Origin of the sequence: Deinococcus sp. Marseille-Q6407 (assembly GCF_946848805.1) — a bacterium.
GTDB lineage: Bacteria > Deinococcota > Deinococci > Deinococcales > Deinococcaceae > Deinococcus.
Map to the genome: position 1 here is coordinate 69,415 of NZ_CAMPFU010000004.1, position 24,182 is coordinate 93,596.

Here is a 24,182-nt window from a genome sequence, read left to right on the forward strand (position 1 = left end):
CGCGCAACCTGTTGCTGGAACGCAGGCACTCAGCAGGGTGCAGAGGGACAGGGCCAGCGGGAGGGGGCGGGGCATGCCGCTAGTCTAGAGTGCTCACCGCATGTTCCAGTGGGCCGTGTCCCCCGCCTAGGCCCGGAGCCGCTGTGATGGCGCGGGCCACATAAGCGTGTGCTCTGGCGACCGCCAGCGGCAGGGACCAGCCCCGTGCTAGCCCCGCTGCAATCGCGCTGGACAACGTGCAGCCGGTGCCGTGGGTGTGGCGGGTGTGCTGCCGGGGAACGGCAAAGTGATATTCCTCGCCTTGCCAGCGTAGCCGGTCTTCCACCACGGCTCCCTCGGCGTGGCCGCCCTTGAGCAGCACGTCGTGCCCGTCTAGTGCCGCGCCCAGTGCTGCCGCTTCCGGCAGGTTGGGGGTGGTCAGGGTGGCGAGAGGCAGCAGCTCCGTGACCAGGGCAGACACCGCTTCGGCGGCCAGCAGCGACGAGCCGCCTTTGGCGACCATCACCGGGTCGAGGATGATGGGAACGCTTATTCCGCGCAGCTCTGCCGCCACCGCCCGGATGATGTCCACCTCGCCCAGCGCACCGATTTTGACGGCGGCCGGGGGCAGGTCGGCCAGCACCGAACGAAGTTGCGCGGCCACCACGCTGGCCGGCAGGGGAAAGACCTGCTGCACGCCCAGTGTGTTCTGCGCGGTAACGATGGTGATGACTGAGGTGCCGAAGACCCCCAAAGCCTGAAAAGTCTTCAGATCAGCCTGGATACCGGCACCGCCGCCCGAATCCGAACCGGCGATGGTCAGGGCAATAGGTTTGGGTGGCGTCATAGCAGCACCTGGGCCACCTGCTGCGCGGCCAGCGGAGCCAGCGGGGCACCGTGCCGCCCGTGCCCGGTCGCCGCTACCACCTGCCCGCCCCAGCCGGGCAGCGGCCCCACGATGGGCAGGCCATCCGGCGTGCAGGGGCGCAGGCCCACCAGCGCCTGCCGGGGTGTCAGCCGGCCACTTTCCGGCCAGACCCCGCGGGCCGCGCGGCCAAGCCAGCGGGCATCGGCGGCCAGCGGCTGCGCCTCCCAGCGGTGGGGCCGGACGGTGGCGCCCACGTAGTGGCCGTCAGGACGCGGCAGACCGTACAAGGGAAAACCGGCTGAACTGACAGTATGGCCCTTGGCAGTGTAGCGGGCCAGCAGTGGGGCGCTGCCGTCACTGTCCAGCAGCAGTGCCTGTCCACGTACCGGAAAGACCGGCAGGCCGAAGCGCCCCGACCAGGCTACCGCCGCCAGCACCACCTGCTCGGCGGTCAGGGCACCGGCGCTGGTGAGCAGCCGCACGTCGGCCCGCAGCGGCTCCAGCCCCAGCACCTCGGCGCGGCGCAGGTCCAGCCCCAGCCGTGCGGCCCGGACGACCGAGGGAGGATGGGTGGTCGCCTCGTCCTGGCGGCAGGTGGCAGGGGAGGGGAGACTGGCCGCTGCACCGTAGCCCACATGCTCCACGCCCCAGCGTAATGGCACTGCCTGCCCCGTCGCCGCTTCCAGGCGGCGCGCGAAATCGGGCCAAAGGCGCAGGCTCTCGCGGGCCAGGGCGTCCAGTGGCGTGCCGGCCAGCCGCTCGCCGGTGGGGGTCAGCATGCCGGCGCCGGCCCGCCAGGCGGCGCCGGGCTTCTCGGCGTCCAGCACCACCACTTCTGCCCCGGCCCGGCTCAGCGTGAAGGCTATGGCGGACCCGATCAGGCCGCCGCCCACCACCGCGATCACGCCGGGACTTCCGGGTCGGGCAGCCGCACCACGCCCAGCTGCGGGCTGCTGGGGCTGGCGGTTTCGCGCACGGCCATTCGCCCAGCCAGAAAAGCGGCGCGGCCCGCCTGCACCCCCAGGGCAAAAGCTTGTGCCATTGCCACCGGGTCGCGGGCTTCGGCCACGGCGGTGTTGACCAGCACGGCGTCCGCGCCCATTTCCAGGGCGGCCGCCGCCTCGCTGGGCACGCCCAGCCCGGCGTCTACCACCACCGGCACCCCGGCGCCGTCCAGCACCGTGCCGATCAGGGCAGCGTTCTGGAGGCCCCGCCCAGACCCGATGGGCGAGGCCAGCGGCATCACGGTGGCGCAGCCGGCACGTTCCAGCGCACGCGCCAGCACAGCGTCCGGCTGAATATAGGGCAGCACGGTAAAGCCCTCGGCACACAGCATCTCGGCGGCCCGCAGGGTGCCGGTAGGGTCGGGCAGCAGGTAGCGAGCATCAGGAATCACTTCCAGCTTCACCCAGTTGGTACCGGTGGTGGCGCGGGCCAGCCGGGCCACCCGCACGGCTTCCTCGGCGGTGCGGCAGCCGGCGGTGTTGGGCAGCAGCTGGTAGCGGTTCCAGTCCAGCGCGTCCAGCAGGCCGTCGTGTCCGGCACTTTTCAGCTCTACTCGCCGGATAGACACCGTCACGATCTGGGCGCCGCTGGCCTCAATGGCGTCCCGCATCACGCTGAAGTTGGGGTACTTGCCGGTGCCCAGCATCAGGCGGCTGGAGAACTGCCGGCCGCCAATGGTCAGAAGGTCACTCTGCATCTTCGCAATCGTCCTTTCGCCTGTCATCCCCCTACCATCATCTGCACCACGTCCACCACGTCTCCGGGGCTCAGTGGGCGGTCAGGCAGAGAGCCGGCAGGGTAGAAGTCGTCGTTCACGGCGGCCGCCACGCGGGCCGGGTCAACGTCCAGCTCGTGCAGCAGAGCCAGCAGCGTCAGGCCGGCGCTGAGGGGCGCCGGGTCGCCGTTGAGGGTAAAGGTCGGCGTGACAGTCAGGCTGGCCTGCTGAAGTGCCGCTTGCAGTTCGGCCGCCGCCGCTGCCGGGTCGGGTGCGTCCAGCACCGCCCGCACCACCGCCACCCGGCGCGCTCCGGCGTCCAGCGCGGCATGAATGGTCTGATGATCAATGCCGCCAATCGCGTACCAGGGGCAGGCCGGTTTCATGGCAGCCACGGCGCGGATATAGTCCAGCCCCACCGCTGCCCGGCCCGGTTTGGTGGGCGTGGCGTGGACCGGCCCGCAGGCAAAATACGCCGGGGCTTCGGCCAGCGCGGCGGCCGCCTGCTCCGGCGCGTGCGTGGAGCGGCCCAGCATGAGACTTGGCCCCAGCTGCCGCGCCCAGGCCACCGGCAGGTCGTTTTGGCCCAGGTGGACGCCATCGGCCCCGGCGGCCAGCGCCACATCGGGGCGGTCATTCACGAAAAAGGGGATGTGGTGGGCGTGCGCCAGTTCGCGCACTTTTTCGGCCAGGGCGATGTAAGGCCGCGCCTCGGCGTAGCGGGGGTCACCATCGGCCTTGCAGCGCAGTTGCAGGGTGTCCACCCCACCGTCCAGCGCCGCCGCGATGCGGGCCAGAAAATCGGCCTCGGTCATTTCAGGGCGCGGGGTGGCGACGAGGTAGAGGTGGCCCAGCGCGGCAACCCCAGCCTGACCGCCGAGGCGAGGCGGGGCCACCTCAGTCATCCCCGCCTCCCGGCGCCACATAGAGGTCCCCGCCCCCTGCCCGGAACTCCTGCGCTTTTTCGGCCAGACCTCGCTGCATATAGACCTGCAGGTCGCCGGCCAGGTCCTGGCTCAGCTTCATCGAGCAGAACTGTGGGCCGCACATCGAGCAGAAATGCGCGGTCTTGGCGGCCTCGGCGGGTAGGGTTTCATCGTGGAAGGAACAGGCTTTTTCCGGGTCCAGGCTGAGGTTGAACTGGTCTTCCCAGCGAAACTCGAAGCGGGCCTTGGAAATGGCGTTGTCGCGGGCCTGCGCCCCCGGAAAGCCCTTGGCGAGGTCGGCGGCGTGGGCGGCCAGTTTGTAGGTCACCACGCCCTCGCGCACGTCGTCTCTGTCCGGCAGGCCCAGATGTTCCTTGGGCGTCACGTAGCAGAGCATGGCGGTGCCGTGCCAGCCGATCTGCGCGGCCCCGATGGCGCTGGTGATGTGATCGTAGCCCGGCGCGATGTCGGTGGTCAGCGGGCCCAGGGTGTAAAAGGGCGCTTCTAGGCAGGCGTTCAGCTCGCGGGTCATGTTTTCGGCAATCAGCTGCAGCGGCACGTGCCCGGGGCCTTCAATCATGGTCTGGATCCCCTCTTCCCAGGCCACACGGGTCAGCTCGCCCAGCGTGTCCAGCTCGGCAAACTGTGCGGCGTCGTTGGCGTCCTCGATGCTGCCGGGACGCAGACCGTCACCCAGACTGAAGGTCACGTCGTACTCGCGCATGATTTCGCAGATGTCGCGGAAGTGGGTATACAGGAAGTTCTCCTGGTGGTGGGCCAGGCACCAGCGCGCCAGGATGGACCCGCCCCGCGACACGATGCCGGTACGCCGCCTGGCGGTCAGCGGCAGGTGGGCCAGCCGCACGCCGGCGTGAATGGTGAAGTAGTCCACGCCCTGCTCGGCCTGCTCAATCAGGGTATCGCGGTAAATGTCCCAGGTCAGCTCCTCGGCCACGCCGCCCACCTTTTCCAGTGCCTGATAAATCGGCACCGTGCCGATGGGCACCGGGCTGTTGCGGACGATCCACTCGCGGGTCTGGTGAATCTGCGGCCCGGTAGACAGGTCCATCACGGTATCGGCGCCCCAGCGGGTGGCCCAGACCAGTTTCTCCACCTCGTCCACGATGCTGGCCCGCACGGCCGAGTTGCCGATGTTGGCGTTGATCTTGACCCGGAAGCCCCGCCCGATGATCATCGGCTCCAGCTCCGGGTGCATCACATTGGCGGGAATCACGGCGCGGCCGCGTGCCACCTCTGCCCGCACATATTCTGGGGTGATCTCGCCGGGCATCCGGAAGCCGTGGGCAAAGCCGGGGTGCTGGTGCCTGAGCGTGAAGTCGTCCGGCTGACGCATGCTTTCACGCAGCGCCACATATTCCATCTCCGGGGTGATTTCCCCGGCGCGGGCGGCCTGCATCTGGGTGCGGCCACGGGCGCGGGCCCAGGTGCGCACCGGCGCCAGGCCCCGTTCCAGGTTGATGGTGGCGGCCGGGTCGGTGTAGGGGCCGCTGGAATCGTAGACGTATACGTCAGGGTTGGGCACGCTGCGGGTCAGTCCGCCGGGACCGGCTTCCAGGGTGGGCGTCTGGGTAATGGCCCGTACCGGCACGCGAATATCTGCACGCTGCGGGTGGGCCAGATAGAGCTTGCGGCTGCCGGGAAAGCCGCCCAGCGTCAGCCCAGCAAGGTCGCGCCCCGCATCTTTTTTGCCAAAAACAGTTTTATCCAGTGTGGCGGTCATACTTCCTCCGCTGCTGGCCGGAGCAGCGCAGGAACGGCGGCACATGATCAACACAGGAGGCCGCCCGCACCGAGCAGGCCGCCTCCAGGTTGTTTTGACTGCGTCCATCACATTCCCTCCGCTGGTCCTAACCAGTTCAGGTTCAATGGGTTGAACGCCAGACCCCCGGTGGGCGGGTTCTCTCAGCCGCAGTGGGCACCCCAAGTGATGCCGGCAGTGTGGCACGCACCGGGCAGTCCGTCAAGAGGAGGGGTGCCGCTGGCACCGCCGAAAAGTCCACCCTACAGGCCAGCGGTCAGCCTGGGGTCAGCACACCCGCTACGGCAGCAGGAATTTTCTTTATACTGCCGGTGTATCTAAACAGTTGTGTTGCCGCTTGGCCCGAAGAGCCAGGGGGGGAGGACCGCCGAATGTGGACCAGATTGAAAAAAGTGTGGTTGTCGTGGCGCGCCGGGGTGGCGACGGCCAGCGCCGCGCCGTATGTGGCAGCGGGCCAGCCGGCCATCACCGAAGATGACCTGCTGCGGGCTTTCGGCTGCGACGTGTGACCGACGACCAATTGTAAAAGTGCCGGCCCCTGGATATCGGGACCGGCACTTTTGCGGTGTTGCAGAAAATGTAGCTTTCAGTGTCTCAGTGTGAGCGTTGCCGCAGCACGGCGATGACGTCTTCCAGCCGCAGACCGCGCAGGGTCAGCACCACCAGCAGGTGATACAGCAAGTCGGCAGCCTCGCCCAGCAACTCCTCATCGTTCTGGGTGACGGCAGCCAGCGCCACTTCCACCCCTTCCTCGCCCACTTTCTGTGCGGCGCGGCGTGGTTCGCCGGTCAGCAGCCGGGCGGTGTAGCTCTCGGCCGGGTCGGCTTCCCGGCGGCCCTGTACGGTGCGCTCCAGACGGCCCAGCATTTCCAGCGCGGGTGGCTCGGCGCTGAAACAGCTGACGGCCCCGGTGTGGCAGGTCGGTCCCTGCGGCCGGGCCAGGGCCAGCAGCGCGTCGCTGTCGCAGTCGGTGCTCAGGCGCACCAGCTGCAGGGTATTCCCCGAGCTTTCGCCTTTGGTCCACAGGCGCCCCTTGGAGCGGCTGTAAAACGTGACCAGCCCAGTCTCGTGGGTGCGGGCCAGCGCTTCGGCGTTCATGTAGCCCAGCATCAGCACCTGCGCGGTGTCGGCGTCCTGCACCATGCAGGGCAGCAGGCCGTCCATCTTGGCAAAATCCAGGCTGTCGGGGTCGGGGAACAGATCGGTGGCCGGGTCAGTGGGGACAGTCATGGGGAACCTTCTTTCTGAAAAAGGAGTGGGAGACGGGAGAAGTTGCGCTCAGGACGCGGCCGCAGGCACCGGGCGAACGCTGACGCCCTGGCGGGCCAGTTCGGCTTTCAGGTCGGCAATTTCAATCAGGCCCTTGTGGAACACCGAGGCGGCCAGGGCGCCGTCCACTCCCGCCTGCTGAAAGGCGGCCGTGAAGTGCTCAGGCGCGCCGGCGCCGCCCGAGGCGATCAGCGGCACTGGGCAGACCTCGCGGACGGCGCGCAGCTGGGCCACGTCGTAGCCCTGGCGCACGCCGTCGCGGTTCATGCAGTTCAGGACAATCTCGCCGGCGCCGCGCCACACCACTTCCTGCGCCCACTCCAGCGTGTCCCAGCCGGTTTGCCGGGTGCGGGTTTCCTCGCCGGTGAACTGATAGACCCGGTAGCGCCCGGCGTCGTCCTGAAACGAATCGATGCCGATCACCACGCACTGCTGCCCGAACTCGGCCACCAGTTCTTCAATCAGGTCCGGGCGCTGCAGGGCCGGCGAGTTGATGGAAATCTTATCGGCGCCGCGGCTGAGCACCGCGCGGGCCTGCTCGGGCGTGCGGATGCCGCCGGCCACGCAAAAAGGAATATCGATCACCCGGGCGATGTCTGACACCCATTCCTTGCCGACTGTGCGGCCGTCGCTGGACGCGGTGATGTCGTAAAAAACCAATTCGTCGGCGCCGGCCTGCGCGTAGCGGCGCGCCAGAACCACCGGGTCACCAATCACCTCGTGGCCCCGGAACCGCACGCCCTTGACCACCTGCCCATCTTTAACATCCAGGCAGGGAATGATGCGGCGGGTCAGCGGCGAACTAGGTGCGGAGAGGGAAGATAAGGTCATAGCTGAGCCTCCTGAGATGTTGTGACGGGCGCGGCGCTGTCCCAGACCGCCTGGGCCTGCGGCAGCGTGAATTGCCCGGTCAGCAGGGCCTTGCCGAGAATTACGCCAGACACCCCGGCGCGGCGCAGCGCGGCGATGTCGTCCAGGCTGGACACACCACCCGACGCTTGCCAGCGCAGCTGCGGGTATTCCCTGACCAGTGCCGTATAGAGCGCCGTATTGGGACCGCTCAGGGTGCCGTCCCTGGCGATGTCGGTGCAGAGCACGTGCCGGGGTTGCGCTCCCAGCCCAGACAGCTCGGCCAGGAAACTGTCCAGGCTGCGCTCCGAGCCGGCCTGCCAGCCGTGGGTGAGCAGGGTGCGGCGGCCGTCGGCTTCCAGCCGCAGGTCCAGCGCCAGCGTCAGCCGCTCGGGGCCGAATTCGCGCAGCCAGGTGGCCGCCTGTCCCGGATTGGCAATGGCGGCGCTGCCCACCACCACCCGGCTCACGCCGCTGTCCAGCAGCCCGGCAATGTCTTCACCGCTGCGGACTCCGCCGCCCACCTGCAATGGCAGCGATAGCTCGCGGCTCAGGCGGGCCAGTGGCGCCAGCTGCCGCCGCGCCGGGTCGCGGGCGCCGTCCAGGTCCACCAGATGCAGCAGCCCGGCGCCTGCCGATTGATAATTCAGCGCCAGCGGCAAAGGGTCGGGGGCAAACACCATTTTCTGCGCGAAGTCGCCCTGGTACAGCCGCACCACCTCGCCGCCCAGCAGGTCAAGCGCTGGAATCAGCATCCCGCCACCTCCAGTTCCAGAAAGTTGCGCAGCAGCCGTGCCCCGGCCGGGCCGGAACGCTCGGGGTGGAACTGAGCGCCCATGAAGTTGCCCTGCCCCAGCACGGCGCTGAACGGCCCGCCGTAGTCGGTCTGGGCTAGGGTGGCGTCTCCCACTGGCACCGCGTAGGAATGCACGTAGTACATGTAAGCGCCGTCTAGCCCTGCCAGCAGCGGGGTTTCCCGGCGCACGTCCAGCCGGTTCCAGCCCATGTGCGGCAAGGTCAGGCCGCCGACGTCCAGGCGGCGAGTTTCGCCGTCCACCACGCCCAGGCAGGGCTGATTGCGCCCGCCCTGCGCCGATTCCTCGGAGCTTTGGGTCAGCAGTTGCATGCCCAGGCAGATACCCAGCACTGGCTGGGTCAACGCGCGCAGCACGTCCGGCAGGCCCAGGCGCTCCAGCTCGCGCATGGCGGCGCCGGCGGTGCCCACGCCCGGCAGCAGCACCCGTTCGGCGCGGCGCAGTTCGGTGGCGTCGGCGGTGACCAGTGGGGACACCCCCAGCCGCTCGAAAGCGAACACCACCGAAGCGAGGTTGGCGCAGCGGGTGTCCACCACCGCGACCGGCGCCCGCGTTTCCGCCCCGCTCATCACAGCACCCCCTTGCTGCTGGGCAGCTCATGGCCCTCGCGGCGAATGCACTGGCGCAGCGCCCGCCCGAATGCCTTGAACAGACTTTCCACCTGGTGGTGGGCGTTGCCGCCGTCGCTCACGCACAGGTGCAGGGTGGCCCCCAGAGTCTGCGTCAGGCTCTGGAAAAAGTGCTCGACCAGGCTGGTGTCCAGCTCGCCCACCCGCTCGCGGGTAAAGTTCGCCCCAAACACCAGATAAGGCCGGCCCGAGAGGTCCAGCGCGCATTCGGCCCTGACCTCGTCCATCGGCAGCACGAAGCCGAAGCGGCCGATGCCGCGCTTGTCGCCCAGCGCCTCCCGCAGCGCCTGCCCCAGCGCCAGCGCGGTGTCCTCGACCGTGTGGTGCTCATCGATGTGCAGGTCGCCGGACACCTGCACGTCCAGCGCAAAGCCGCCGTGGGTGGCGATCTGGTCCAGCATGTGATCGAAAAAACCCACGCCGGTCTGAATATGAATCGGCCCGCTCCGGTCGAGGTTCACCCGGATGGTGATATCGGTTTCGCGGGTGGTGCGCCGCACCTCGGCGGTGCGCTCGCGGCCCAGCAGCTGCGCGGCGATGCCCGGCCAGTTCAGGCCGCCGCCGGAACCGTCCCGGCGGTAGAGCAGGCCCTCCACGCCCAGGTTGGCGGCCAGCCCCAGGTCGGTTTCGCGGTCCCCGATGACGAAGGAGCGCTGGGGATCGAAGCGGCGCCCCCGCAGTTCGTCCAGCAGCAGCCCGACCTGTGGTTTGCGGCAGGCGCAGCGGTCCTCCGGAAAATGCGGGCAGATGTAGACCGCGTCAAACGTCACGCCCTGCGACTCGAAAATCTCCAGCATCATCCGCTGCGGCGCGGCGAAATCGGCCTCCGGGAAACTGGGAGTGCCCAGGCCGTCCTGGTTGGAGACGATCACCAGCCGGAAGCCGGCCGCCTGCAACTCGCGCAGCGCGGGAATCACCAGTGGCTCGAACTGCAATTTGCTGAGCGCGTCCAGCTGCTTATCCGGCAGCGGCTCAAAGATTAGGGTGCCGTCACGGTCGAGAAAAAGGGTGGGCTGATTCATGCGGGTTCTCCGGATTCTTGCTGGGGGTCGGTCCCGGCCGGGCGGGACAGGCGCACCTCGGCCGCTCTGGCGTGGGCTTCCAGCCCTTCCTCGCGGGCCAGGGCGGTGACGGCCGGAGCCAGGCTGGCCAGGCCGGCGGCGGTCACGGTCTGCACGGTGTAGCGGCGGTAAAAGTCCAGCAGGCCCAGGCTGGAAAAGGCCCGCGCCGCGCCGTAGGTGGGCAGCACGTGGTTGGTGCCGGTGGCGTAGTCGCCGCCCGCTTCGGGGGTCAGGTGCCCAGCGAACACCGACCCGGCGCGGATTCGTCCGCTCAGCGCCGCGGGGTCTGCTACCTGCAGGCTGAGGTGCTCGGGAGCGTAGGCATCGGCCACCTCGGCGGCTTCTTCCAGGCTGCCGGTCAGAATCAAGCGGCTCTGCGCCAGGGTGCGGGCGGCAATGTCGCGGCGTGGCAGGGTCGCCAGCTGGCGGGCCAGCTCCTGGCGGGCCGCTTCCAGCACCCGGCGCTCGGGGCTGACCAGCACCACCTGCGAGTCGGGGCCGTGTTCTGCCTGCGAAAGCAGGTCGGCGGCGGCCCAGGCGGGTTCGGCGCTGGCGTCGGCCACCACCAGCAGCTCGGAAGGGCCGGCCGGCATGTCTGCGGCGGGGCCGCCCGCCTCGGCGCTGACCAGGGTTTTGGCAGCGGTCACGTAAGCGTTGCCGGGGCCGAAAATCTTGTCGGCACGCGGCACCTGCTCGGTGCCGTAGGCCAGCGCGGCTATCGCCTGTGCCCCGCCCACCCGCACGAAATCGGTCACGCCCACTTTCAGCGCGGCGTAACATACAGCGGGCGAAAGCAGACCCTGCGCGTCCGGCGGGCTGCACAGAACCACCCGCTCACAGCCGGCCAGCGCCGCCGGCACGCCCAGCATCAGCACGGTGGAGGGCAGCACGGCGCTGCCACCCGGCACATACAGCCCCACCGTGCGCAGCGGCGCGTAGCGCAGTTCGCACTGCACGCCGGGCGCCGTTTCCACCGTCACCGGCTGCGGCTGCTGCGCGGCGTGAAAAGCGCGGATAGTGCCGTAAGCGGTGTCAATCGCGCGGCGCACCTCGTCGCTGACCTGGGCGGCCTGAGCTTCGGCCTGCTGACGGCTCAGCAGCGGTGATGTCAGCTCCACCCGGTCAAACTGGGTGGTCAGCCGCAGCAGCGCGGCGTCACCCTGGGTGCGCACCTCATCCAGAATGGCCCGCACCCGGGCGGTAATTTCCTGCTCGGCGTTCTGGGCCGGGGGGCGCAGCACCTCGCGGCGCGCTCCAGTGTCCAGCTCGGCCCACACCTGGATGGTCGGCAGCGGTTCGGTCATGGGTTCACTCTCCTTTTTAGGGGCCTGCTTGGGTTTGAGGGAGTCGGGCATCACAGCATCTTCTCGATGGGCATCACCAGAATGTTGGAGCAGCCCAGTTCGCGCAGCCGTTCCATCGTTTCCCAGAACAGGTTCTCGGTGCTGACAGCATGCACCGCCACCTCGGCGTCGGTGTGGCCCAGGCGCAGCACGGTGGGGTGCTCGGCGGGCAGCAACTGGGTCACCTCTTCCAGGCGGCCTACCGGAGCGTGCAGCATGATGTATTTGCTCTCGCGGGCCTGCTGCACTCCGTCCAGCCGGCGCAGCAGCCGCTCCAGCGTGCTCTGCTGCGCCGCTTCCAGGGTGCCGGGGCGGGCAATCAGCTGGGCCTGCGAGCGGAAAATCACCTCGCGCTCGCGCAGGCCGTTGGCTTCCAGGGTGCCCCCGGTGCTGACCAGGTCACAGATGGCGTCGGCCAGCCCGGCGCGGGGTGCCACCTCCACTGAGCCGGTCAACATCACCGGGGTAGCGGCAATGCCCTGGCGTTTCAGCCAGCTGCGCAGCAGGTAAGGGTAGGAGGTGGCAATGCGCTTGCCGTCCAGCGGCGCGCTGCGGTCCTCCTCGGCGCGGCCGGCGATGCTCAGGCGGCAGTGGCCGAAATCCAGCGAGCGCAGCAGCCGATACTCGGCGGCGCTGCCGGCCACCTCGCGCTCCAGCCGGGCTTCTTCCAGCACGTTCTCGCCCACCACGCCCAGGTCGGCGGCGCCGTCCATCACCAGGCCGGGAATGTCGTCGTCGCGCACCCGCAGCAGGTCCAGCGGCCAGTCCTCGGCGTGGGCCATCAGCCGGGCCTCGTGCAGGTTAAAGCGAATCCCACAGGCCCGCAGCAGCTTGAGGGTGTCGTCGCTCAGGCGGCCGGACTTCTGCATGGCAATTTTCAGGCGGGGCGGGCGGTCAGTGGAAACGGCCGGGGCGTCAGGTACGGCGGTGGGCTGGCTCATGGTCGAGTCTCCTTATGCAAGCAGAACTCCCCCGGGGAACCGCTGTGGTGGCTTCCAGGGGAGTTCTGCTTGTGAAGAAGAGGAAGGCACCATCAAGTCGCCACCTTCCCGCTTCCGGGACGTGGCTAGCTCGAATGATGGTGCGACAAGACAAACATCAGTGGCGGTAGCCTATGCCCGAGGCTGCCGGCTTGTCAAACGCCGGGTTGCCCCCCGCCGAGGAACAGGGGGGGCGGTTGCATTTTGGCTGCCCGTACGTATAATTTTGCAATGGTGATACAGCAATGACCTCAGCTCTCTACGGACGCCACCTGCTCAGCCTGCTGGACTGGAGCGCTCAGGACATCCTGAGTGTGCTGGACCTCGCCGCCGAACTCAAGCGCGCCCGACGAGAGCGGAAGGAATTTCCCAACCTGCATGGCCGCAGCCTGGCGATGATTTTCGAGAAAGGCTCTACCCGCACCCGCAGCGCTTTTGAGTTGGGCATGCTGGACCAGGGCGGGCACGCTGTGCATCTGGACAGCCAGGGCACGCATATTTACAGTAAAGAGTCCAATAAAGATACAGCTCGGGTATTGGGCCGAATGTACGACGGCATCATGTACCGGGGCCGGCTACAGCGCACCGTGCAGGAGCTGGCCGACCATGCCGGCGTGCCGGTCTACAACGCCCTGACCGACGAGTTTCACCCTACCCAGATGTTTGCCGACATGCTGACCATGCTGGAATATAAACCGGGTCCGGTCGGGGACATTGCCTACGCCTACCTGGGCGATGCCCGCAACAACATGGGCAACTCGCTACTGCTGCTGGGGGCCAAGTTGGGCATGGACGTGCGCATTGCCGCGCCGCAGCATCTGTGGCCCGAGGAAGCCCACGTGGCTCGCTGCCGCGAGTTTGCTGCTGAGAGCGGCGCCCGGCTGCTGCTGACCGAGGACATCGCGGAGGCGGTGCAGGACACCGATTTTATCCACACCGATGTCTGGGTCAGCATGGGCGAGCCGGTAGAAACCTGGGGCGAGCGCATCGAGGAGCTGCTGCCCTATCAGGTGAACAGCGATGTGATGGCCGCGGCGCAGAACCTGGCAGTGCGGTTCATGCACTGCCTGCCAGCTTTCCACAACGCCGAAACCCGGCTGGGCGCTCAGCTGATGAGCCAGCATCCCCACCTCGCAGGCGGCCTGGAAGTCACCAACGAGCTGTTCGAGTCGCCGGCCAGCATCGTGTTTGATCAGGCCGAGAACCGCCTGCACACCATCAAGGCGCTGCTGGTGGCGACCCTCTGCCCCGAACCGCGCGTCTGGGCTGACTGAACCAGAGAACTGTTCAGGGCTGGCTGGCCGGGTGGAAATAAAGTTCCGGACCGGCCACGGCGCGGACCACCATCTCCGGCGCCAGGGTGAAGCCGCCTGGGTCGTCGGTGATAGTGCCCAGTTGCGTGGCGTGGGCAGCGATGGCGGCGGCTTTGTGGGCCGCATAGGGAGCGGTGTCGAAGCTCAGTGCCTGCGCCTCGGCCGCTGACGGCCAGTCGGGACCGGCCCCCCGCTCGGTCAGCCAAACTGAGTAGCCCAACACCGGTGCCGGGGACGCCGCCCGGACCGGCGCCCAGGCGGCGCGGTGGTCGGGGTGGGGGTCACGCTGCCAGGGCAGCAGCACCAATGCGGGCGGCGCGGCCTGAAAAGCCTGCTGTACGGCCTGGGTCACGGTAGCGACCGGAACTTCTGCCAGCTGCCCATCCGGAAACCCCAGCGCCCGGGTGCGTTCTTCCGGTACGCCCAGCAGGTCCAGGCCGCGCCGCCACTCGGCCAGCCGGGCCGCCACCAGCCGTTCCCGGGGGTATGCCTGTGAGCCGGGGTGCGAGAACCCACCATCGGTGAGCAGTAGCGCCCAGACTTCGGTCTGCTGGGCTGTCAGGGCAGCCAGCAGGGCGCCGCAGCCCAGCGCCTCGTCGTCCGGGTGGGGAGCCACCACCCAGACCGGGCCCTGCAGCCGGCTTGCATTCAGTGGAACAGGTGTCAGCACCGGCTCAGCTCCATGCGGTTCCGTTCAGGGTGGCGGCGCCCACCTGCAGACGGGCCGCGTCGGGGGCCGGCTGGCGCAGGTAGTGGCGCAAGTCACGGATCAGCCGCTCCGGGTCGTTGGGAGCCAGCAGCCCACGGGCCCCCACGGCGCGCTCAGCTGCTTCACAGGCTTGCAGGCAGGCATTTTCTGCCACCACCCGGCACAAGGCCACATAGTCCAGTGCCCCCTCGCCCTGTACGGCCAGCCGGAACCCACCTTCGCGCACTGTCTGCCAGGCAGCTTCTACCCCGGCCGCCGCTTCGGCAAAGCGCAGACGCTGCACATCGTCGTCCTGACGGCCCAGCTGGGTCACGACCTCGCGGGCGGCGTCCAGCACAGCCTCGGCCCCGCCCAGCTGCGCGGCCAGGAAACGCAGGGCGCCTCCGCTGAACTCCGGCTGGCGGTAATAGTCGCCGCTCTGCCCGACAGCGCTGCCGGGCGGAAACACCAGCCCACTCAGGTTGGCCCGTGCACTCACGCTGGCCCGCATGCCCAGCGGCTGCCAGAAGCGGTGATCAAACCGCTCAGGAGGCAGCGGCGCCGGCGCCAGCAGCATGATTCGGCCCTGGCCGGCCACCTCGGCCGGCAGCAGCGGCCGGATGAATTCGGCGCCGGACGCAAAAGTCTTGTTGCCACTCAGTGTCCAGCCGCCCGGCGCTGGCTGCGCCTGCAAGCCGGGAGCTTCCTCGGTGTTCCAGACGCCCAGCAGCTCGCCGCTGGCGGCCGCTTCTGCCAGTTGCTCCGGGGTGCCGTAGCGCCGCAGCAGGCTCAGCGCGTTGAGATGTCCCTCGTACAGCCGGGCCACCGGCAGGCTCAGCCGGCCGACTGCCCGCAGCAGTTCCAGCAGGTCAGGGCCGCTCAGGTCGTGGCCCAGCCCGCCCGGCAAGTTGGCCCACAATAGCCCCTGCCGGCGCAGCGCCGCGATGGACGCGTGTGGAAACTGCCCATCGGCGTGGCGCAGCGGGGCTTCGGCCAGCAGGTCGGGGGCGGCCAGGGCCAGCCGGTGCAGCGCTGTGCCCAGCGACTGGGGCAGACTGGGCGCCGGGGGTTCCTGCGCGGGCAGACCGCTCTGCTCCCAGCCCTGAACTTCTCGCAGCGCCGCACTCAGGACCGGGTCGGAGGCCCGCTGGCCCTGCGGCCCCCCGGTGCCTGCATAGTCCAGCAGGCCGTTGGGGCAGTGGCGGTCGTCCACCCAACCGGGATGGTCCAGCACCGGATAGAGGCAGATGCCCTGCAGCTGCACCCCGGCGGCCCGCGCCGCCAGCGCCTCGTAAGCTACCCAGCGCAGCCAGGCGGACCGGGCGCTGCCCTCGGTGCCGGTTTCGGAAAGGACCACCGGCAGCTCATAGCGGCGCCAGACTTCCGTAAGCAGTTGCCGCAGTGGAATGAACTCCGGGTCGGCCGGCTCCAGCGTGCGCCGCCGCTCGTGTTCCGAGTGGTGGATCCACTGGTTGGCCGGGTAAGAGTTCAGCCCGATCAGGTCCACCAGCTCCGGCGAACCGCCCAGTTCGGGGTAAAGCCGGCCCAGCAGCATGTCCAGCGCCTCGAACTGCGAGGCGTGAAAGCCGGCGGCTTCCTGCGCTTCATGAGGCCGCTGTGGGTCGGCGTGCACGGCAATCAGCGGTTCAGCATGCAGAAAGTGCACCTCTGGTAGCGTGGCCCGCAGCGCCCGCATCGCCGCGATAGAGGCGGCGGCCAGCTGCCGTTTCAGCTCGTGCCCGCGTCCATGTGCGAAAGGCGCGAACTCGCCCACCTCGCCGCCCGACCACGCGAAAAACGAGATTTCGTTGACTGGGCACAGCCACAGCGGCCCGGCCGTATGCTGCGCCAGGAACTCGCCGGCTGCCCGGGCGTAAGCGGCAAAGGCCGGGGCAAATTCCGGCGAGTAGGGATCCAGAAAATCCGGGTAGCCGTAATGCAGCAGGTCCCAGATCACCTGTACGCCGCTGCTCTGTGCGGCCAGCACCTGCTCCTCGGCCGAGCTGAAGTCGTACTCGCCGGGCCGCCGCTCGATCTGCGGCCAGCGCAGGCCGTCGCGCACGGTGCCCAGTCCCAGGCTCTGCACCGCCGCGTAGTCCTGCGCGGCCAGCCGGTCGTGGGCGGTGGCGTCCAGGACATCCACCCGCTGTCCGGAAGGCAGGCGTTGCTGACTGCACTCGAAGCCGCCCATCCAGAAAGAGGCCAGTGGGGAAGCAGAAGGACCATTCATCTTTCCTACGATGCGCTGAGCCGCTCCTGAGATAGATGAACTAGAGCCCTGCACGGCATTTAATCTCAAGGGACCGTCAATGCGCCGCTGCGCCCGGCGGCAGCGGTGGCTTTCTAGACTGAGGAGATCATGACTGAGAAACATCCGCCCCAGACATCTTCCACAGCTTCAACGCACGCCCGGCCTGACGGCCGCATCGGCTACGCCATTGTGGGCGTGGGCCAGCTGACCCAGGACGAGCTGATTCCGTCTATCCGCGAGAGCGACCAGGCTTATCTGGCCGCTCTGGTCACCAGCGCCGAGGACAAGGCTGAGGCGTTCGAGATCTCGCCTCTGCGCCCTGAAGATATTTACGCCTACGAGGACTTCGAGCAGCTGGCTGACCGGGGCGATATTCAGGCGGTGTATATCGTGCTGCCCAACGCGCTGCACCGCGAGTACGTGGAGCGGGCGGCGAGGATGGGCAAGCACGTGCTGTGCGAAAAACCGCTGGCCAGCACCCCGGAAGACGCCAAGGCGATGGTGCAGTCCTGCCGCGAGGCCGGCGTGCTGCTGATGACGGCCTACCGCTGCCAGTACACTCCGCACCACTGGGCCGTGCGCGACGCCGTGCAGCGCGGCGAGCTAGGGCCGGTCCGGCTGCTGAATTCGGTTCATTCCCATGTGGAAGATGATCCGGAAGCCTGGCGCCTACAGCAGGAGATGGCGGGCGGCGGTCCCCTGCCGGACATCGGGCTTTACAGCCTCAATACCGTGCGCTTTGTGCTGGGGCAGGAGCCGCTGTGGGTCGAAGCCGCCCTGGAACAGCCCCAGGATGTGGGCGATGACCCCCGCTTTCAGGAGGTGGAGCGCAGCATCAGTTTCCGGCTAGGATTTGCGGGCGGCGTCCTGGCCGACTGTCAGGCCAGCTACGCCGCGCTGGACGTGAACACTTTCCGCGTGCTGGGCGAACTCGGGCACGCCGCGCTGGACCCGGCTTTTCAGTACAACGATCTGGACCTGACCCTGACCACCCAGCGGGGCCAGCAGCAGCCGGACTTTCCTGAATACGACCAGTTCACGCTGGAAATGGACCACTTCGCGCAGTGCATTCGCAGCGGGGCGCAGCCCTGGACCCCCGGCGAGGAAGGCGTGCAGGACCAGCGTCTGATGGCTGCCATTTACGAGTCGGCCCGGCAGGGACGCCGCGTGGAGCTGGACGCTCCGCAGGGCCGCGATGTGTTCCGCGGCACCCCACCCGAGGTGCCGGGACGGACGGCGCCGCAGGAAACGGTGCTGCCCGGCTAAGGAAGGTGTCCTCCCACTTCAGCTGAACGACAGATACATCTGCACGATGTTGTTCACGTAGTTGCGGGTCTCGGGAATGGGCGGCACGCAGCCGCAGGCCGCCACCCGTGCCGGGCCCGCGTTGTAAGCGGCCAGGGCCAGCTCGATGCGGCCAAAGCGCTGGTACTGCTGGCGTAGGTAGCGGGCACTGCCGCGCAGATTCTGTTGGGGATCGTAAGGGTCGACACCCAGACTGTGGGCGGTCCCCGGCATCAGCTGTCCTAGCCCGATGGCTCCGGCGCTTGAAAGCGCATTCTGGCAAAAGCCCGATTCATGCCATACCAGCGAGAACAGCAGGGTTTCAGGCACGCCCTCGGCGCGGGCCGATTGCCGCAGCCAGTCGGAATATTCCTGTGGCACCAGAATCTGCCGCTGCCCGGCGTTGTAGGCCAGCTGACCGCGTTCGTGCGGGGCGCAGGAATTCCAGCCGCGCTGCACCGGCGCTATCTGCATGGGGGTGGCGGCACTCTGGGCCTGAGCCGCGCTGCCCAGGCCCAGCAGGCCAGCCAGGATCATACTTACCTTCCACTTCATACCGGCTCTTATAATCCCAGGTTTTGCACGGCTCTGTCACAGCTGCCCGGCGCTGACCCCCGTAGAATGCCTGCCATGACTTTCCCCGTGCGTGTGCTGCTGTTCGCCCATCTCAGCCGTCAGGTGCCCGAGCCCGAGTTTGCCGCCGAGGTGCCGCAGGGCGCCACGGTCCGCGACCTGGCCCGGCAGCTGCAGCAGCAGCAGGGGCTGGACCTCAGCGGCTGCATGGCCGCCGTGAACGAGAACTACGCTGCCCCTGACACTGCCCTACACGCCGGCGACGAGGTGGCTTTTCTTCCGCCGGTGGCTGGCGGCTCGGATATAGAGAATGAACAGGAGCCAGGGCTGACCGCCGTGCAGGTCACGGCCGAACCCCTGAGCCTGGCGCAGGCTGAAGCGTTTCTGGTGCGGCCCCGTTACGGTGCCCAGAGCTATTTCGTGGGTACGGTGCGTTCGCCCAACAAAGGGCAGGCCGTGACCCTGATTCAGTACGAAGCCTATGCCAGTATGGCCGAGAAAGTGCTGCGTGAGGCTGCCGACCAGGCCCGCGAGCGCTTTGGCGGCGAGGACGGCGACCTGGCAGTCTATCTGGCGCACCGCACCGGCCGCCTGCAACCGGCCGAGGCCAGCATCGTGATCGGGGTGGGCAGCCCTCACCGCCGCGCTGCACTGGACGCCGCCGACTGGCTGATTGAACATGTCAAGGCCGTGATTCCGGTCTGGAAGTTGGAGGAACTGGAAGACGGCCAGCGCTGGGTGGAAGGCGTCAGCCCGGCCGAAACGCTCTGAGCTGATCTGTTGCCTCCTGACCTGAGAACTCAAAGAGCACCGCCACCGGGCGGAAACCTTATCCGGTGGCGGTGCCCCTCTTTCTAACCGGTCAGCCTAGGGGCTCAGTAGTGGCTGGGCTGACCGGCTGCTCTTCAGGCAGTGGCTGCCGGGCAAATACAGCGGCCAGCATGGCGCCCGAGAGGTTGTGCCACACGGCGGCGACAGCACCGGGCAGCGCAGCCAGCGGCGAGAAATGCAGGGTTGCCAGCGAAGCGGCCAGCCCCGAGTTCTGCATACCGACTTCAAAAGCCAGAGTGCGCTGCGCGGCGGCGCTGAGGCCCATGCTGCGGCCAACCAGGTAGCCCAGCAGCAGGCCGAGGCCATTGTGCAGCACCACTGCAACCAGCACCAGCAGGCCAGCGGTTGCCAGCCGCTCGGCGGCGCCTCCCACAATCACGGCCACGATAAAGCTGATGGCCAAGGTCGAGAGCCAGGGCAGCAGCGGCTGCACCGCTTCGATTCCACGCGGAAAAAAGACCCGCACGATGACGCCCAGCACCACCGGCAGCAGCACCGTCTTGAGAATAGAGATCATCAGGGCACTGAAGCTGACCTGGGTCGCCTGCCCCATCAGCCATAACGTCAGCAGCGGCGTCATGATGGGAGCCAGCAGAGTTGAAGCGGTGGTCAGCGAGACCGAAAGTGCCACGTCACCGCGGGCCAGATAGGTCACCACATTGGAGGCAGTGCCGCCGGGCACACAGCCCAGCAGAATCAGTCCCGTGGCCAGTTCGGGTGGCAGCTGTAGCAGCCTTGCCACGCCCCAGGCCAGCAGCGGCATGATGACATACTGCGCAGCCACACCGGCTGCCACAATCAAGGGGCGGCTGGCAATCCGGGCAAAATCCGGTAGGGTCAGCGTGGCCCCCATAAAGAACATGATCAGCCCCAGCCCCCAGGGTACCAGCGATCCCAGCGACTTGAAGGTGCCCGGCAGGAGATAACCGGCCAGGCCGCTCAGCACGACCAATACCGGGAAAACCGTGACGGCCAGCCGCTCGGCGCGGCCTGGTGGGATAGCTGCCGTACCGGTCACTGGCAGGCTCCGTTTGCCTGGCCGATGCCGGGTTCATACTGCTGAAGATATGGTCGGCTGTACATGGGGTTGCCTCCAGTATGCTAATCGTCTGGCAGCTACAAGCTATTACTTGCCTGCCAGTTGTCAGCTGTTTGATTGGGATGCCCCGACTATAAAGCATCCTGGCTTCTGCGCCACTCTGCCACGCGTTCTGTTTCTCTTGCTCTGTGGCAGGGAGGGTTCACGCTTCTCAGCCCTGCGAGGACCACAGTGGAAAACAGCAGAAGGAGGAGCGCAATGAAAAGGATTTCCAGATCCAGATCCCGTCTAGCCCTGGCCCTGCTGGGTCTCGCTCTGGCTGGGGCAGCGCAGGCCGGCGAAATGCATAGTTATATTCAGACCACTGCCGGCCACCCTGTGCAGGCGCTGGCCTGGTGTGACGCGCCAGACGCTGTCCTGGCCTTGTCCCGGCCACCCACTGATGTTGGCGGCGTGGCAACGCTTTATCGCTGGCGTAAGGGTTCTGTACCCGGCGTGCAGGAAAGCTGGCCTGTAAGGGTAGGGCGGGCAGACCCCGGCGCGGGCAACATTTACTATCCACTGGCTTTCCCCGGCCGGCAGCTGACGGATCAGAATAACCGGGATTACCTGCACATCAGCAACGTCGAAAATGCGCATGACCCTGAATACCGCATGACCCGGGTGGGGGAGATGATGCTGAATGGTCAGCGTCATTCCTGCCGTTATGTGCCTCAGGCGGCCTTTATGGGGGCAACTGACCGGCGTACCGTCATCATCTGGGACAATGGCCGGACGGCTACCTATGCCACCCGCAACTTTGATGGCTCGCCGGGAGTGTATGTGACCGGAGGCCAGCGCAGCCAGACTTCTGCAGGCGTGAACATCTACCGTTTTCCAGCGCCGGGAGGGTACGTCTATAACGTGTCCACCGGCGGGGAAGATGCCAAGGTAACAGTGATCCAGCGTGGTGTGACGCGGCTCAGCGAACCGTTTCGGGCCTATTCACAGGGCGACTAGCGAGATCTAACCAAAAAAAGTGCCTCCGTTGAACTGGAGGCACTTTTTGTTTACTGAGGAAGGCTCAGTTGGTGGTGGTGCTGCTGGCCATATCGGTGCTCATGGTGCTGCTGGCCATGTCGGTGCTGGTGGTGTCACTGGCCATATCGGTGCTGGTGGTGTCACTGGCCATGTCAGTGCTGGTGGTGTCGCTGGCCATGTCAGTGCTGGTGGTGTCACTGGCCATGTCAGTGCTGGTGGTGTCGCTGGCCATGTCAGTGCTGGTGGCCGCACTGGTGGTTTCAGTGGTCGTAGTGGTGCTGGTGGTGGTCTCAGTCTTAGGAGAGCAGGCCATCAGAGCGGTGCTGGCGATCATCAACAGAAAAATCTTCTTCATGGCGCACATCTTGCTCTCCCGACATCTGAGCAGGATGAGAAAAACAAGACCTCTTTTTGCCCCGGTTTCATCCGGTAGCCTAGAGCCCTTTTTGCTGTATTTATAGAGAGATTTTTGTGTGTGAAAGATTACGCTTGTTGAGAGGTAAAAGGACCATTGCCTTTATAAAACTTTAATACTTGTAAGTTGGCCTCAAACTTAGGCCCTCTTTCTCTGCTCAGTGGTCTCCCGCAAGGCTACTGGAAAACTTTCCAGGCTTCAGACGACTCAGGCCGGCTGAACGAGAAAGGGTTTCGTGTTCTGTTTTAGGTCATACTAGAGCGTCCGCCTGGAATGTCAACCAAGAAATGCCGGCCCCTCTGACTCCCGCGGGCCGGAAGCTCTGGCCCGGTTCCCGCTTGCGGCCAGCCCCTGAAAGGATTCCTCTGATGACCCAAACGCCCGTCAGGCAGCCTGTTTCTGCCGCTTCCCCCAGCCCCACAGGACCGCGTAAGAGCCTGTTCGGTTCCTTACAGGAAATCGGCAAGGCCCTAATGCTGCCGGTCGCCGTATTGCCGGCCGCCGGTCTTCTGCTGGGCGTCGGCTCAGCGCTCAACGACAAGTCCTATACCTGGTACAACTCCATCCCCGACTGGCTGCATTTCATCGGCAAGCTGATGGTGGGCGCGTCCGACGTTATTTTCGGCAACCTGCCTATCATCTTCGCCATGGGCGTGGCCGTGGGCCTCAGCAGCGGCGCTGGCGTGGCCGCGCTGGCTGCCCTGGTGGGCTTTTTGGTGATGAACTCCACCATGAGCGCCTGGCTGGGCCTGGGCGACGCCGACAAATTTGCGGCAGTCAAAGACGCGCAGCCGGGCGCCTACGCGAGCGTTCTAGGGATTCCCACCCTGCAAACTGGGGTCTTCGGTGGCATCATCATGGGCCTGCTGGCGGCCTGGCTTTATAACCGCTACAAGGACATTCAGCTGCCACAGTGGCTGGGCTTTTTTGCCGGGCGCCGTTTTGTGCCGATCGTGACGGCAGCGGCGGCCATTTTCCTGGGCATCGCCCTGACTTTTCTGTGGCCGCCGATTCAGCAGGGCCTGAATGCCTTTTCCAACTTTGCGGTCAACGAGCAGCCCACCCTGGCCGCCGCTCTGTTTGGCTTTATCAACCGCCTGCTGATTCCCTTTGGGCTGCACCACATCTGGTATCAGCCGTTCTGGTTTATCGCCGGTGACTACACTAACCCGGCCACCGGCGAGATTGTGCACGGCGACCTGACCCGGTATCTGGCCGGCGACAAGACGGCCGGCACTTTCATGACCGGTTTCTTCCCGATCATGGGGTACGCCCTGCCGGCGGCGGCGCTGGCCATTTATCAGGAAGCCCGCCCCGAGCGCAAGGCAGCTGTAGGCGGCATCATGCTCTCGGCGGCGCTGACCTCTTTCCTGACCGGCATCACCGAGCCGATCGAATTCGCTTTCATGTTCGTGGCGCCGGTGCTGTACGTGTTTCACGCCGCCATGACTGGCCTCAGCTTTGCGCTGATGCACCTTTTCAATATCCACGCTGGCTTTACTTTCTCGGGTGGCTTTATTGACTACGTGCTGCTGTGGCCCAAGAGCCAGAACGCGATCCTCGTTCCGCTGTTCGGTCTGGCCTTCGCCGCTATTTATTACGTGGTGTTCCGCTTCCTGATTCGCCGACTGAACCTGGCGACCCCCGGCCGCGAGGCCGAGGAAGAAGTGACTGCCAGCGCCGCCGCTGTGGTGCCCGCCGACGAGAAAGAAGAAGCGGTGGAAATTCTGCGTGCTTTTGGCGGCCCGGACAACATCCATAACCTGGACGCCTGTATCACCCGCCTGCGCGTTACCGTGAACGACAAAAACCGCGTCAGCAAGGCGCGCTTGCAGCAGCTGGGCGCGTCCGGCGTGCTGGAAGTGGGCAACTCGGTGCAGGCCGTATACGGCACCCGCTCTGACCGCATCAAGGAAACCATGCAGCAGGTGATCGCTCAGGGTGGCTACACCGAGGTCAGCATCCCGGCCGCGCCCCAGGCTGCGCCGCAGCCGATGCCAGTGCAGGACCCGGTCAGTGCGTCTCACCCCGGCTTGCCGCAGGACTGGACCATGCCTCTGGACGGCCGCGTGGTGCCGCTCAGCGAGGTGCCGGACGAAGTGTTCAGCGGCGGCATGATGGGCCAGGGCTTTGCCATCGAGCCGGCCAGCGGCGAGGTGCGGAGCCCTGTGACCGGCGAAGTGGTGACCCTGTTCCCCACCCACCACGCGCTGGGCCTGCGGGCCGACAACGGCCTGGAAGTGCTGGTCCACGTGGGCATTGACACCGTAAACCTGCAGGGCGAGGGCTTTACCCCGCTGGTGCAGCAGGGTGACCGCGTCACGGCCGGCCAGCCGCTGCTGCGGGTGGACCTGGACACTGTCCGTGGCCGGGTGCCCAGCCTGCTGACCCCGGTGCTGTTTACCAACCTGGACGACAGCCAGCGGGTCGAGCTGGACGGCGGCCGGGTGCGCATCAGCTGATTTTTCTTTGTGGTAGAGGGGCAGGAGGCTGGTGAGCCTTCGGCCCCTTTTTCTGGATTGGATCGGGGGCGCAGGTGGGCGGCCTTG

The 24,182-nt window shown here is 66.9% G+C and carries 23 protein-coding genes and 1 riboswitch; of the genes, 6 read left to right on the forward strand and 17 right to left on the reverse strand.

The window, feature by feature from the left end:
- Nucleotides 1–79: 79 nt before the first annotated feature.
- The 5 genes from thiD to thiC are packed head-to-tail and all read right to left on the reverse strand — an operon-like array spanning nt 80 to nt 5,234.
- The gene (thiD, locus tag OCI36_RS10120) at nt 80–826 is read right to left on the reverse strand and encodes a bifunctional hydroxymethylpyrimidine kinase/phosphomethylpyrimidine kinase (RefSeq protein ID WP_261664964.1); all 747 of its coding nucleotides are present in this window, start codon (nt 824–826) and stop codon (nt 80–82) included.
- A complete protein-coding gene (locus OCI36_RS10125; RefSeq protein WP_261664965.1) occupies nt 823–1,752 on the reverse strand; it encodes an NAD(P)/FAD-dependent oxidoreductase in 930 nt (309 codons plus the stop codon). The genes thiD and OCI36_RS10125 overlap by 4 nt, the downstream gene beginning before the upstream one ends.
- Nucleotides 1,749–2,549: a thiazole synthase gene (locus OCI36_RS10130; RefSeq protein ID WP_261664966.1), complete on the reverse strand. Its 801-nt coding sequence runs from the start codon at nt 2,547–2,549 to the stop codon at nt 1,749–1,751. The genes OCI36_RS10125 and OCI36_RS10130 overlap by 4 nt, the downstream gene beginning before the upstream one ends.
- Nucleotides 2,550–2,572: 23 nt before the next feature.
- Nucleotides 2,573–3,472, reverse strand: coding sequence for a thiamine phosphate synthase (thiE, locus tag OCI36_RS10135; protein WP_261664967.1), 900 nt, complete (start codon nt 3,470–3,472; stop codon nt 2,573–2,575).
- On the reverse strand, nt 3,465–5,234 hold the full coding sequence (gene thiC, locus OCI36_RS10140; RefSeq protein WP_261664968.1) for a phosphomethylpyrimidine synthase ThiC: 1,770 nt from the start codon (nt 5,232–5,234) through the stop codon (nt 3,465–3,467). The genes thiE and thiC overlap by 8 nt, the downstream gene beginning before the upstream one ends.
- 95 nt (nt 5,235–5,329) lie before the next feature.
- A riboswitch (TPP riboswitch) is annotated at nt 5,330–5,447 on the reverse strand.
- A 197-nt stretch (nt 5,448–5,644) separates the two neighbouring features.
- On the opposite strand from thiC, the gene OCI36_RS10145 reads away from it, so the two are divergent.
- Nucleotides 5,645–5,782 carry a hypothetical protein gene (locus OCI36_RS10145; protein WP_261664969.1) on the forward strand — a complete coding sequence of 46 codons (138 nt, stop codon included), beginning with the start codon at nt 5,645–5,647 and terminating at the stop codon, nt 5,780–5,782.
- Between the two features lie 85 nt (nt 5,783–5,867).
- Here the strand turns inward: OCI36_RS10145 and hisIE are convergent, their stop codons facing one another.
- Genes hisIE through hisG form a run of 7 tightly spaced genes read right to left on the reverse strand, consistent with a single transcriptional unit; the run spans nt 5,868 to nt 12,180 of the window.
- Nucleotides 5,868–6,503 carry a bifunctional phosphoribosyl-AMP cyclohydrolase/phosphoribosyl-ATP diphosphatase HisIE gene (hisIE, locus tag OCI36_RS10150; protein ID WP_261664970.1) on the reverse strand — a complete coding sequence of 212 codons (636 nt, stop codon included), beginning with the start codon at nt 6,501–6,503 and terminating at the stop codon, nt 5,868–5,870.
- A 48-nt stretch (nt 6,504–6,551) separates the two neighbouring features.
- Nucleotides 6,552–7,373 (reverse strand): imidazole glycerol phosphate synthase subunit HisF, encoded by an 822-nt coding sequence (gene hisF / locus OCI36_RS10155; RefSeq protein WP_261664971.1) that lies wholly within the window; start codon nt 7,371–7,373, stop codon nt 6,552–6,554.
- Nucleotides 7,370–8,146: a 1-(5-phosphoribosyl)-5-[(5-phosphoribosylamino)methylideneamino] imidazole-4-carboxamide isomerase gene (locus tag OCI36_RS10160; RefSeq protein ID WP_261664972.1), complete on the reverse strand. Its 777-nt coding sequence runs from the start codon at nt 8,144–8,146 to the stop codon at nt 7,370–7,372. The genes hisF and OCI36_RS10160 overlap by 4 nt, the downstream gene beginning before the upstream one ends.
- The gene (gene hisH, locus OCI36_RS10165) at nt 8,140–8,775 is read right to left on the reverse strand and encodes an imidazole glycerol phosphate synthase subunit HisH (RefSeq protein WP_261664973.1); all 636 of its coding nucleotides are present in this window, start codon (nt 8,773–8,775) and stop codon (nt 8,140–8,142) included. Before hisH ends, OCI36_RS10160 begins: the two co-directional genes overlap by 7 nt.
- Nucleotides 8,775–9,857 (reverse strand): bifunctional histidinol-phosphatase/imidazoleglycerol-phosphate dehydratase HisB, encoded by a 1,083-nt coding sequence (gene hisB, locus OCI36_RS10170; RefSeq protein ID WP_261664974.1) that lies wholly within the window; start codon nt 9,855–9,857, stop codon nt 8,775–8,777. The genes hisH and hisB overlap by 1 nt, the downstream gene beginning before the upstream one ends.
- Complete coding sequence (gene hisD, locus OCI36_RS10175; protein ID WP_261664975.1) at nt 9,854–11,200, reverse strand: histidinol dehydrogenase; 1,347 nt, start codon at nt 11,198–11,200, stop codon at nt 9,854–9,856. The genes hisB and hisD overlap by 4 nt, the downstream gene beginning before the upstream one ends.
- A 50-nt stretch (nt 11,201–11,250) precedes the next feature.
- Nucleotides 11,251–12,180 carry an ATP phosphoribosyltransferase gene (gene hisG / locus OCI36_RS10180; protein ID WP_261664976.1) on the reverse strand — a complete coding sequence of 310 codons (930 nt, stop codon included), beginning with the start codon at nt 12,178–12,180 and terminating at the stop codon, nt 11,251–11,253.
- Between the two features lie 284 nt (nt 12,181–12,464).
- On the opposite strand from hisG, the gene argF reads away from it, so the two are divergent.
- Nucleotides 12,465–13,493, forward strand: a complete 1,029-nt coding sequence (gene argF, locus OCI36_RS10185; RefSeq protein WP_261664977.1) for an ornithine carbamoyltransferase — start codon at nt 12,465–12,467, stop codon at nt 13,491–13,493.
- A 13-nt stretch (nt 13,494–13,506) separates the two neighbouring features.
- Here the strand turns inward: argF and OCI36_RS10190 are convergent, their stop codons facing one another.
- Nucleotides 13,507–14,202: a PIG-L deacetylase family protein gene (locus tag OCI36_RS10190; RefSeq protein ID WP_261664978.1), complete on the reverse strand. Its 696-nt coding sequence runs from the start codon at nt 14,200–14,202 to the stop codon at nt 13,507–13,509.
- 4 nt (nt 14,203–14,206) lie between these two features.
- Entirely contained in the window at nt 14,207–16,450 is a 2,244-nt protein-coding gene (locus OCI36_RS10195) for an acyl-CoA dehydrogenase family protein (RefSeq protein WP_261664979.1), read from the reverse strand.
- 129 nt (nt 16,451–16,579) lie between these two features.
- Between OCI36_RS10195 and OCI36_RS10200 the strand changes: the two genes are divergently transcribed.
- On the forward strand, nt 16,580–17,737 hold the full coding sequence (locus OCI36_RS10200) for a Gfo/Idh/MocA family protein (protein WP_261664980.1): 1,158 nt from the start codon (nt 16,580–16,582) through the stop codon (nt 17,735–17,737).
- A gap of 18 nt (nt 17,738–17,755) precedes the next feature.
- On the opposite strand, the gene OCI36_RS10205 is transcribed toward OCI36_RS10200, so the two are convergent.
- Nucleotides 17,756–18,292, reverse strand: a complete 537-nt coding sequence (locus tag OCI36_RS10205) for a lytic transglycosylase domain-containing protein (RefSeq protein ID WP_261664981.1) — start codon at nt 18,290–18,292, stop codon at nt 17,756–17,758.
- Nucleotides 18,293–18,385: 93 nt separating this feature from the next.
- On the opposite strand from OCI36_RS10205, the gene OCI36_RS10210 reads away from it, so the two are divergent.
- Nucleotides 18,386–19,099, forward strand: a complete 714-nt coding sequence (locus tag OCI36_RS10210; protein ID WP_261664982.1) for a molybdenum cofactor biosynthesis protein — start codon at nt 18,386–18,388, stop codon at nt 19,097–19,099.
- A gap of 91 nt (nt 19,100–19,190) precedes the next feature.
- On the opposite strand, the gene OCI36_RS10215 is transcribed toward OCI36_RS10210, so the two are convergent.
- Nucleotides 19,191–20,177, reverse strand: a complete 987-nt coding sequence (locus tag OCI36_RS10215; RefSeq protein ID WP_261664983.1) for a bile acid:sodium symporter family protein — start codon at nt 20,175–20,177, stop codon at nt 19,191–19,193.
- A 363-nt stretch (nt 20,178–20,540) separates the two neighbouring features.
- Here OCI36_RS10215 and OCI36_RS10220 point away from each other — a divergent pair, with 363 nt between their 5' ends.
- Complete coding sequence (locus OCI36_RS10220) at nt 20,541–21,197, forward strand: hypothetical protein (protein WP_261664984.1); 657 nt, start codon at nt 20,541–20,543, stop codon at nt 21,195–21,197.
- Nucleotides 21,198–21,261: 64 nt separating this feature from the next.
- Here the strand turns inward: OCI36_RS10220 and OCI36_RS10225 are convergent, their stop codons facing one another.
- Nucleotides 21,262–21,573, reverse strand: a complete 312-nt coding sequence (locus tag OCI36_RS10225; RefSeq protein WP_261664985.1) for a hypothetical protein — start codon at nt 21,571–21,573, stop codon at nt 21,262–21,264.
- A 428-nt stretch (nt 21,574–22,001) separates the two neighbouring features.
- Between OCI36_RS10225 and ptsG the strand changes: the two genes are divergently transcribed.
- Nucleotides 22,002–24,095: a glucose-specific PTS transporter subunit IIBC gene (gene ptsG / locus OCI36_RS10230; protein WP_261664986.1), complete on the forward strand. Its 2,094-nt coding sequence runs from the start codon at nt 22,002–22,004 to the stop codon at nt 24,093–24,095.
- Nucleotides 24,096–24,182: the final 87 nt, after the last annotated feature.

Bases quoted from the DNA above. Each gene is read 5' to 3' on its own strand.
- thiD (WP_261664964.1), bottom strand. From the start codon at position 826: ATGACGCCACCCAAACCTATTGCCCTGACCATCGCCGGTTCGGATTCG.
- OCI36_RS10130 (WP_261664966.1), bottom strand. From the start codon at position 2,549: ATGCAGAGTGACCTTCTGACCATTGGCGGCCGGCAGTTCTCCAGCCGC.
- thiE (WP_261664967.1), bottom strand. From the start codon at position 3,472: ATGACTGAGGTGGCCCCGCCTCGCCTCGGCGGTCAGGCTGGGGTTGCC.
- thiC (WP_261664968.1), bottom strand. From the start codon at position 5,234: ATGACCGCCACACTGGATAAAACTGTTTTTGGCAAAAAAGATGCGGGG.
- OCI36_RS10145 (WP_261664969.1), top strand. From the start codon at position 5,645: ATGTGGACCAGATTGAAAAAAGTGTGGTTGTCGTGGCGCGCCGGGGTG.
- hisIE (WP_261664970.1), bottom strand. From the start codon at position 6,503: ATGACTGTCCCCACTGACCCGGCCACCGATCTGTTCCCCGACCCCGAC.
- hisF (WP_261664971.1), bottom strand. From the start codon at position 7,373: ATGACCTTATCTTCCCTCTCCGCACCTAGTTCGCCGCTGACCCGCCGC.
- OCI36_RS10160 (WP_261664972.1), bottom strand. From the start codon at position 8,146: ATGCTGATTCCAGCGCTTGACCTGCTGGGCGGCGAGGTGGTGCGGCTG.
- hisH (WP_261664973.1), bottom strand. From the start codon at position 8,775: ATGAGCGGGGCGGAAACGCGGGCGCCGGTCGCGGTGGTGGACACCCGC.
- hisB (WP_261664974.1), bottom strand. From the start codon at position 9,857: ATGAATCAGCCCACCCTTTTTCTCGACCGTGACGGCACCCTAATCTTT.
- hisD (WP_261664975.1), bottom strand. From the start codon at position 11,200: ATGACCGAACCGCTGCCGACCATCCAGGTGTGGGCCGAGCTGGACACT.
- hisG (WP_261664976.1), bottom strand. From the start codon at position 12,180: ATGAGCCAGCCCACCGCCGTACCTGACGCCCCGGCCGTTTCCACTGAC.
- argF (WP_261664977.1), top strand. From the start codon at position 12,465: ATGACCTCAGCTCTCTACGGACGCCACCTGCTCAGCCTGCTGGACTGG.
- OCI36_RS10195 (WP_261664979.1), bottom strand. From the start codon at position 16,450: ATGAATGGTCCTTCTGCTTCCCCACTGGCCTCTTTCTGGATGGGCGGC.
- OCI36_RS10200 (WP_261664980.1), top strand. From the start codon at position 16,580: ATGACTGAGAAACATCCGCCCCAGACATCTTCCACAGCTTCAACGCAC.
- OCI36_RS10205 (WP_261664981.1), bottom strand. From the start codon at position 18,292: ATGATCCTGGCTGGCCTGCTGGGCCTGGGCAGCGCGGCTCAGGCCCAG.
- OCI36_RS10210 (WP_261664982.1), top strand. From the start codon at position 18,386: ATGACTTTCCCCGTGCGTGTGCTGCTGTTCGCCCATCTCAGCCGTCAG.
- OCI36_RS10220 (WP_261664984.1), top strand. From the start codon at position 20,541: ATGCATAGTTATATTCAGACCACTGCCGGCCACCCTGTGCAGGCGCTG.
- OCI36_RS10225 (WP_261664985.1), bottom strand. From the start codon at position 21,573: ATGAAGAAGATTTTTCTGTTGATGATCGCCAGCACCGCTCTGATGGCC.
- ptsG (WP_261664986.1), top strand. From the start codon at position 22,002: ATGACCCAAACGCCCGTCAGGCAGCCTGTTTCTGCCGCTTCCCCCAGC.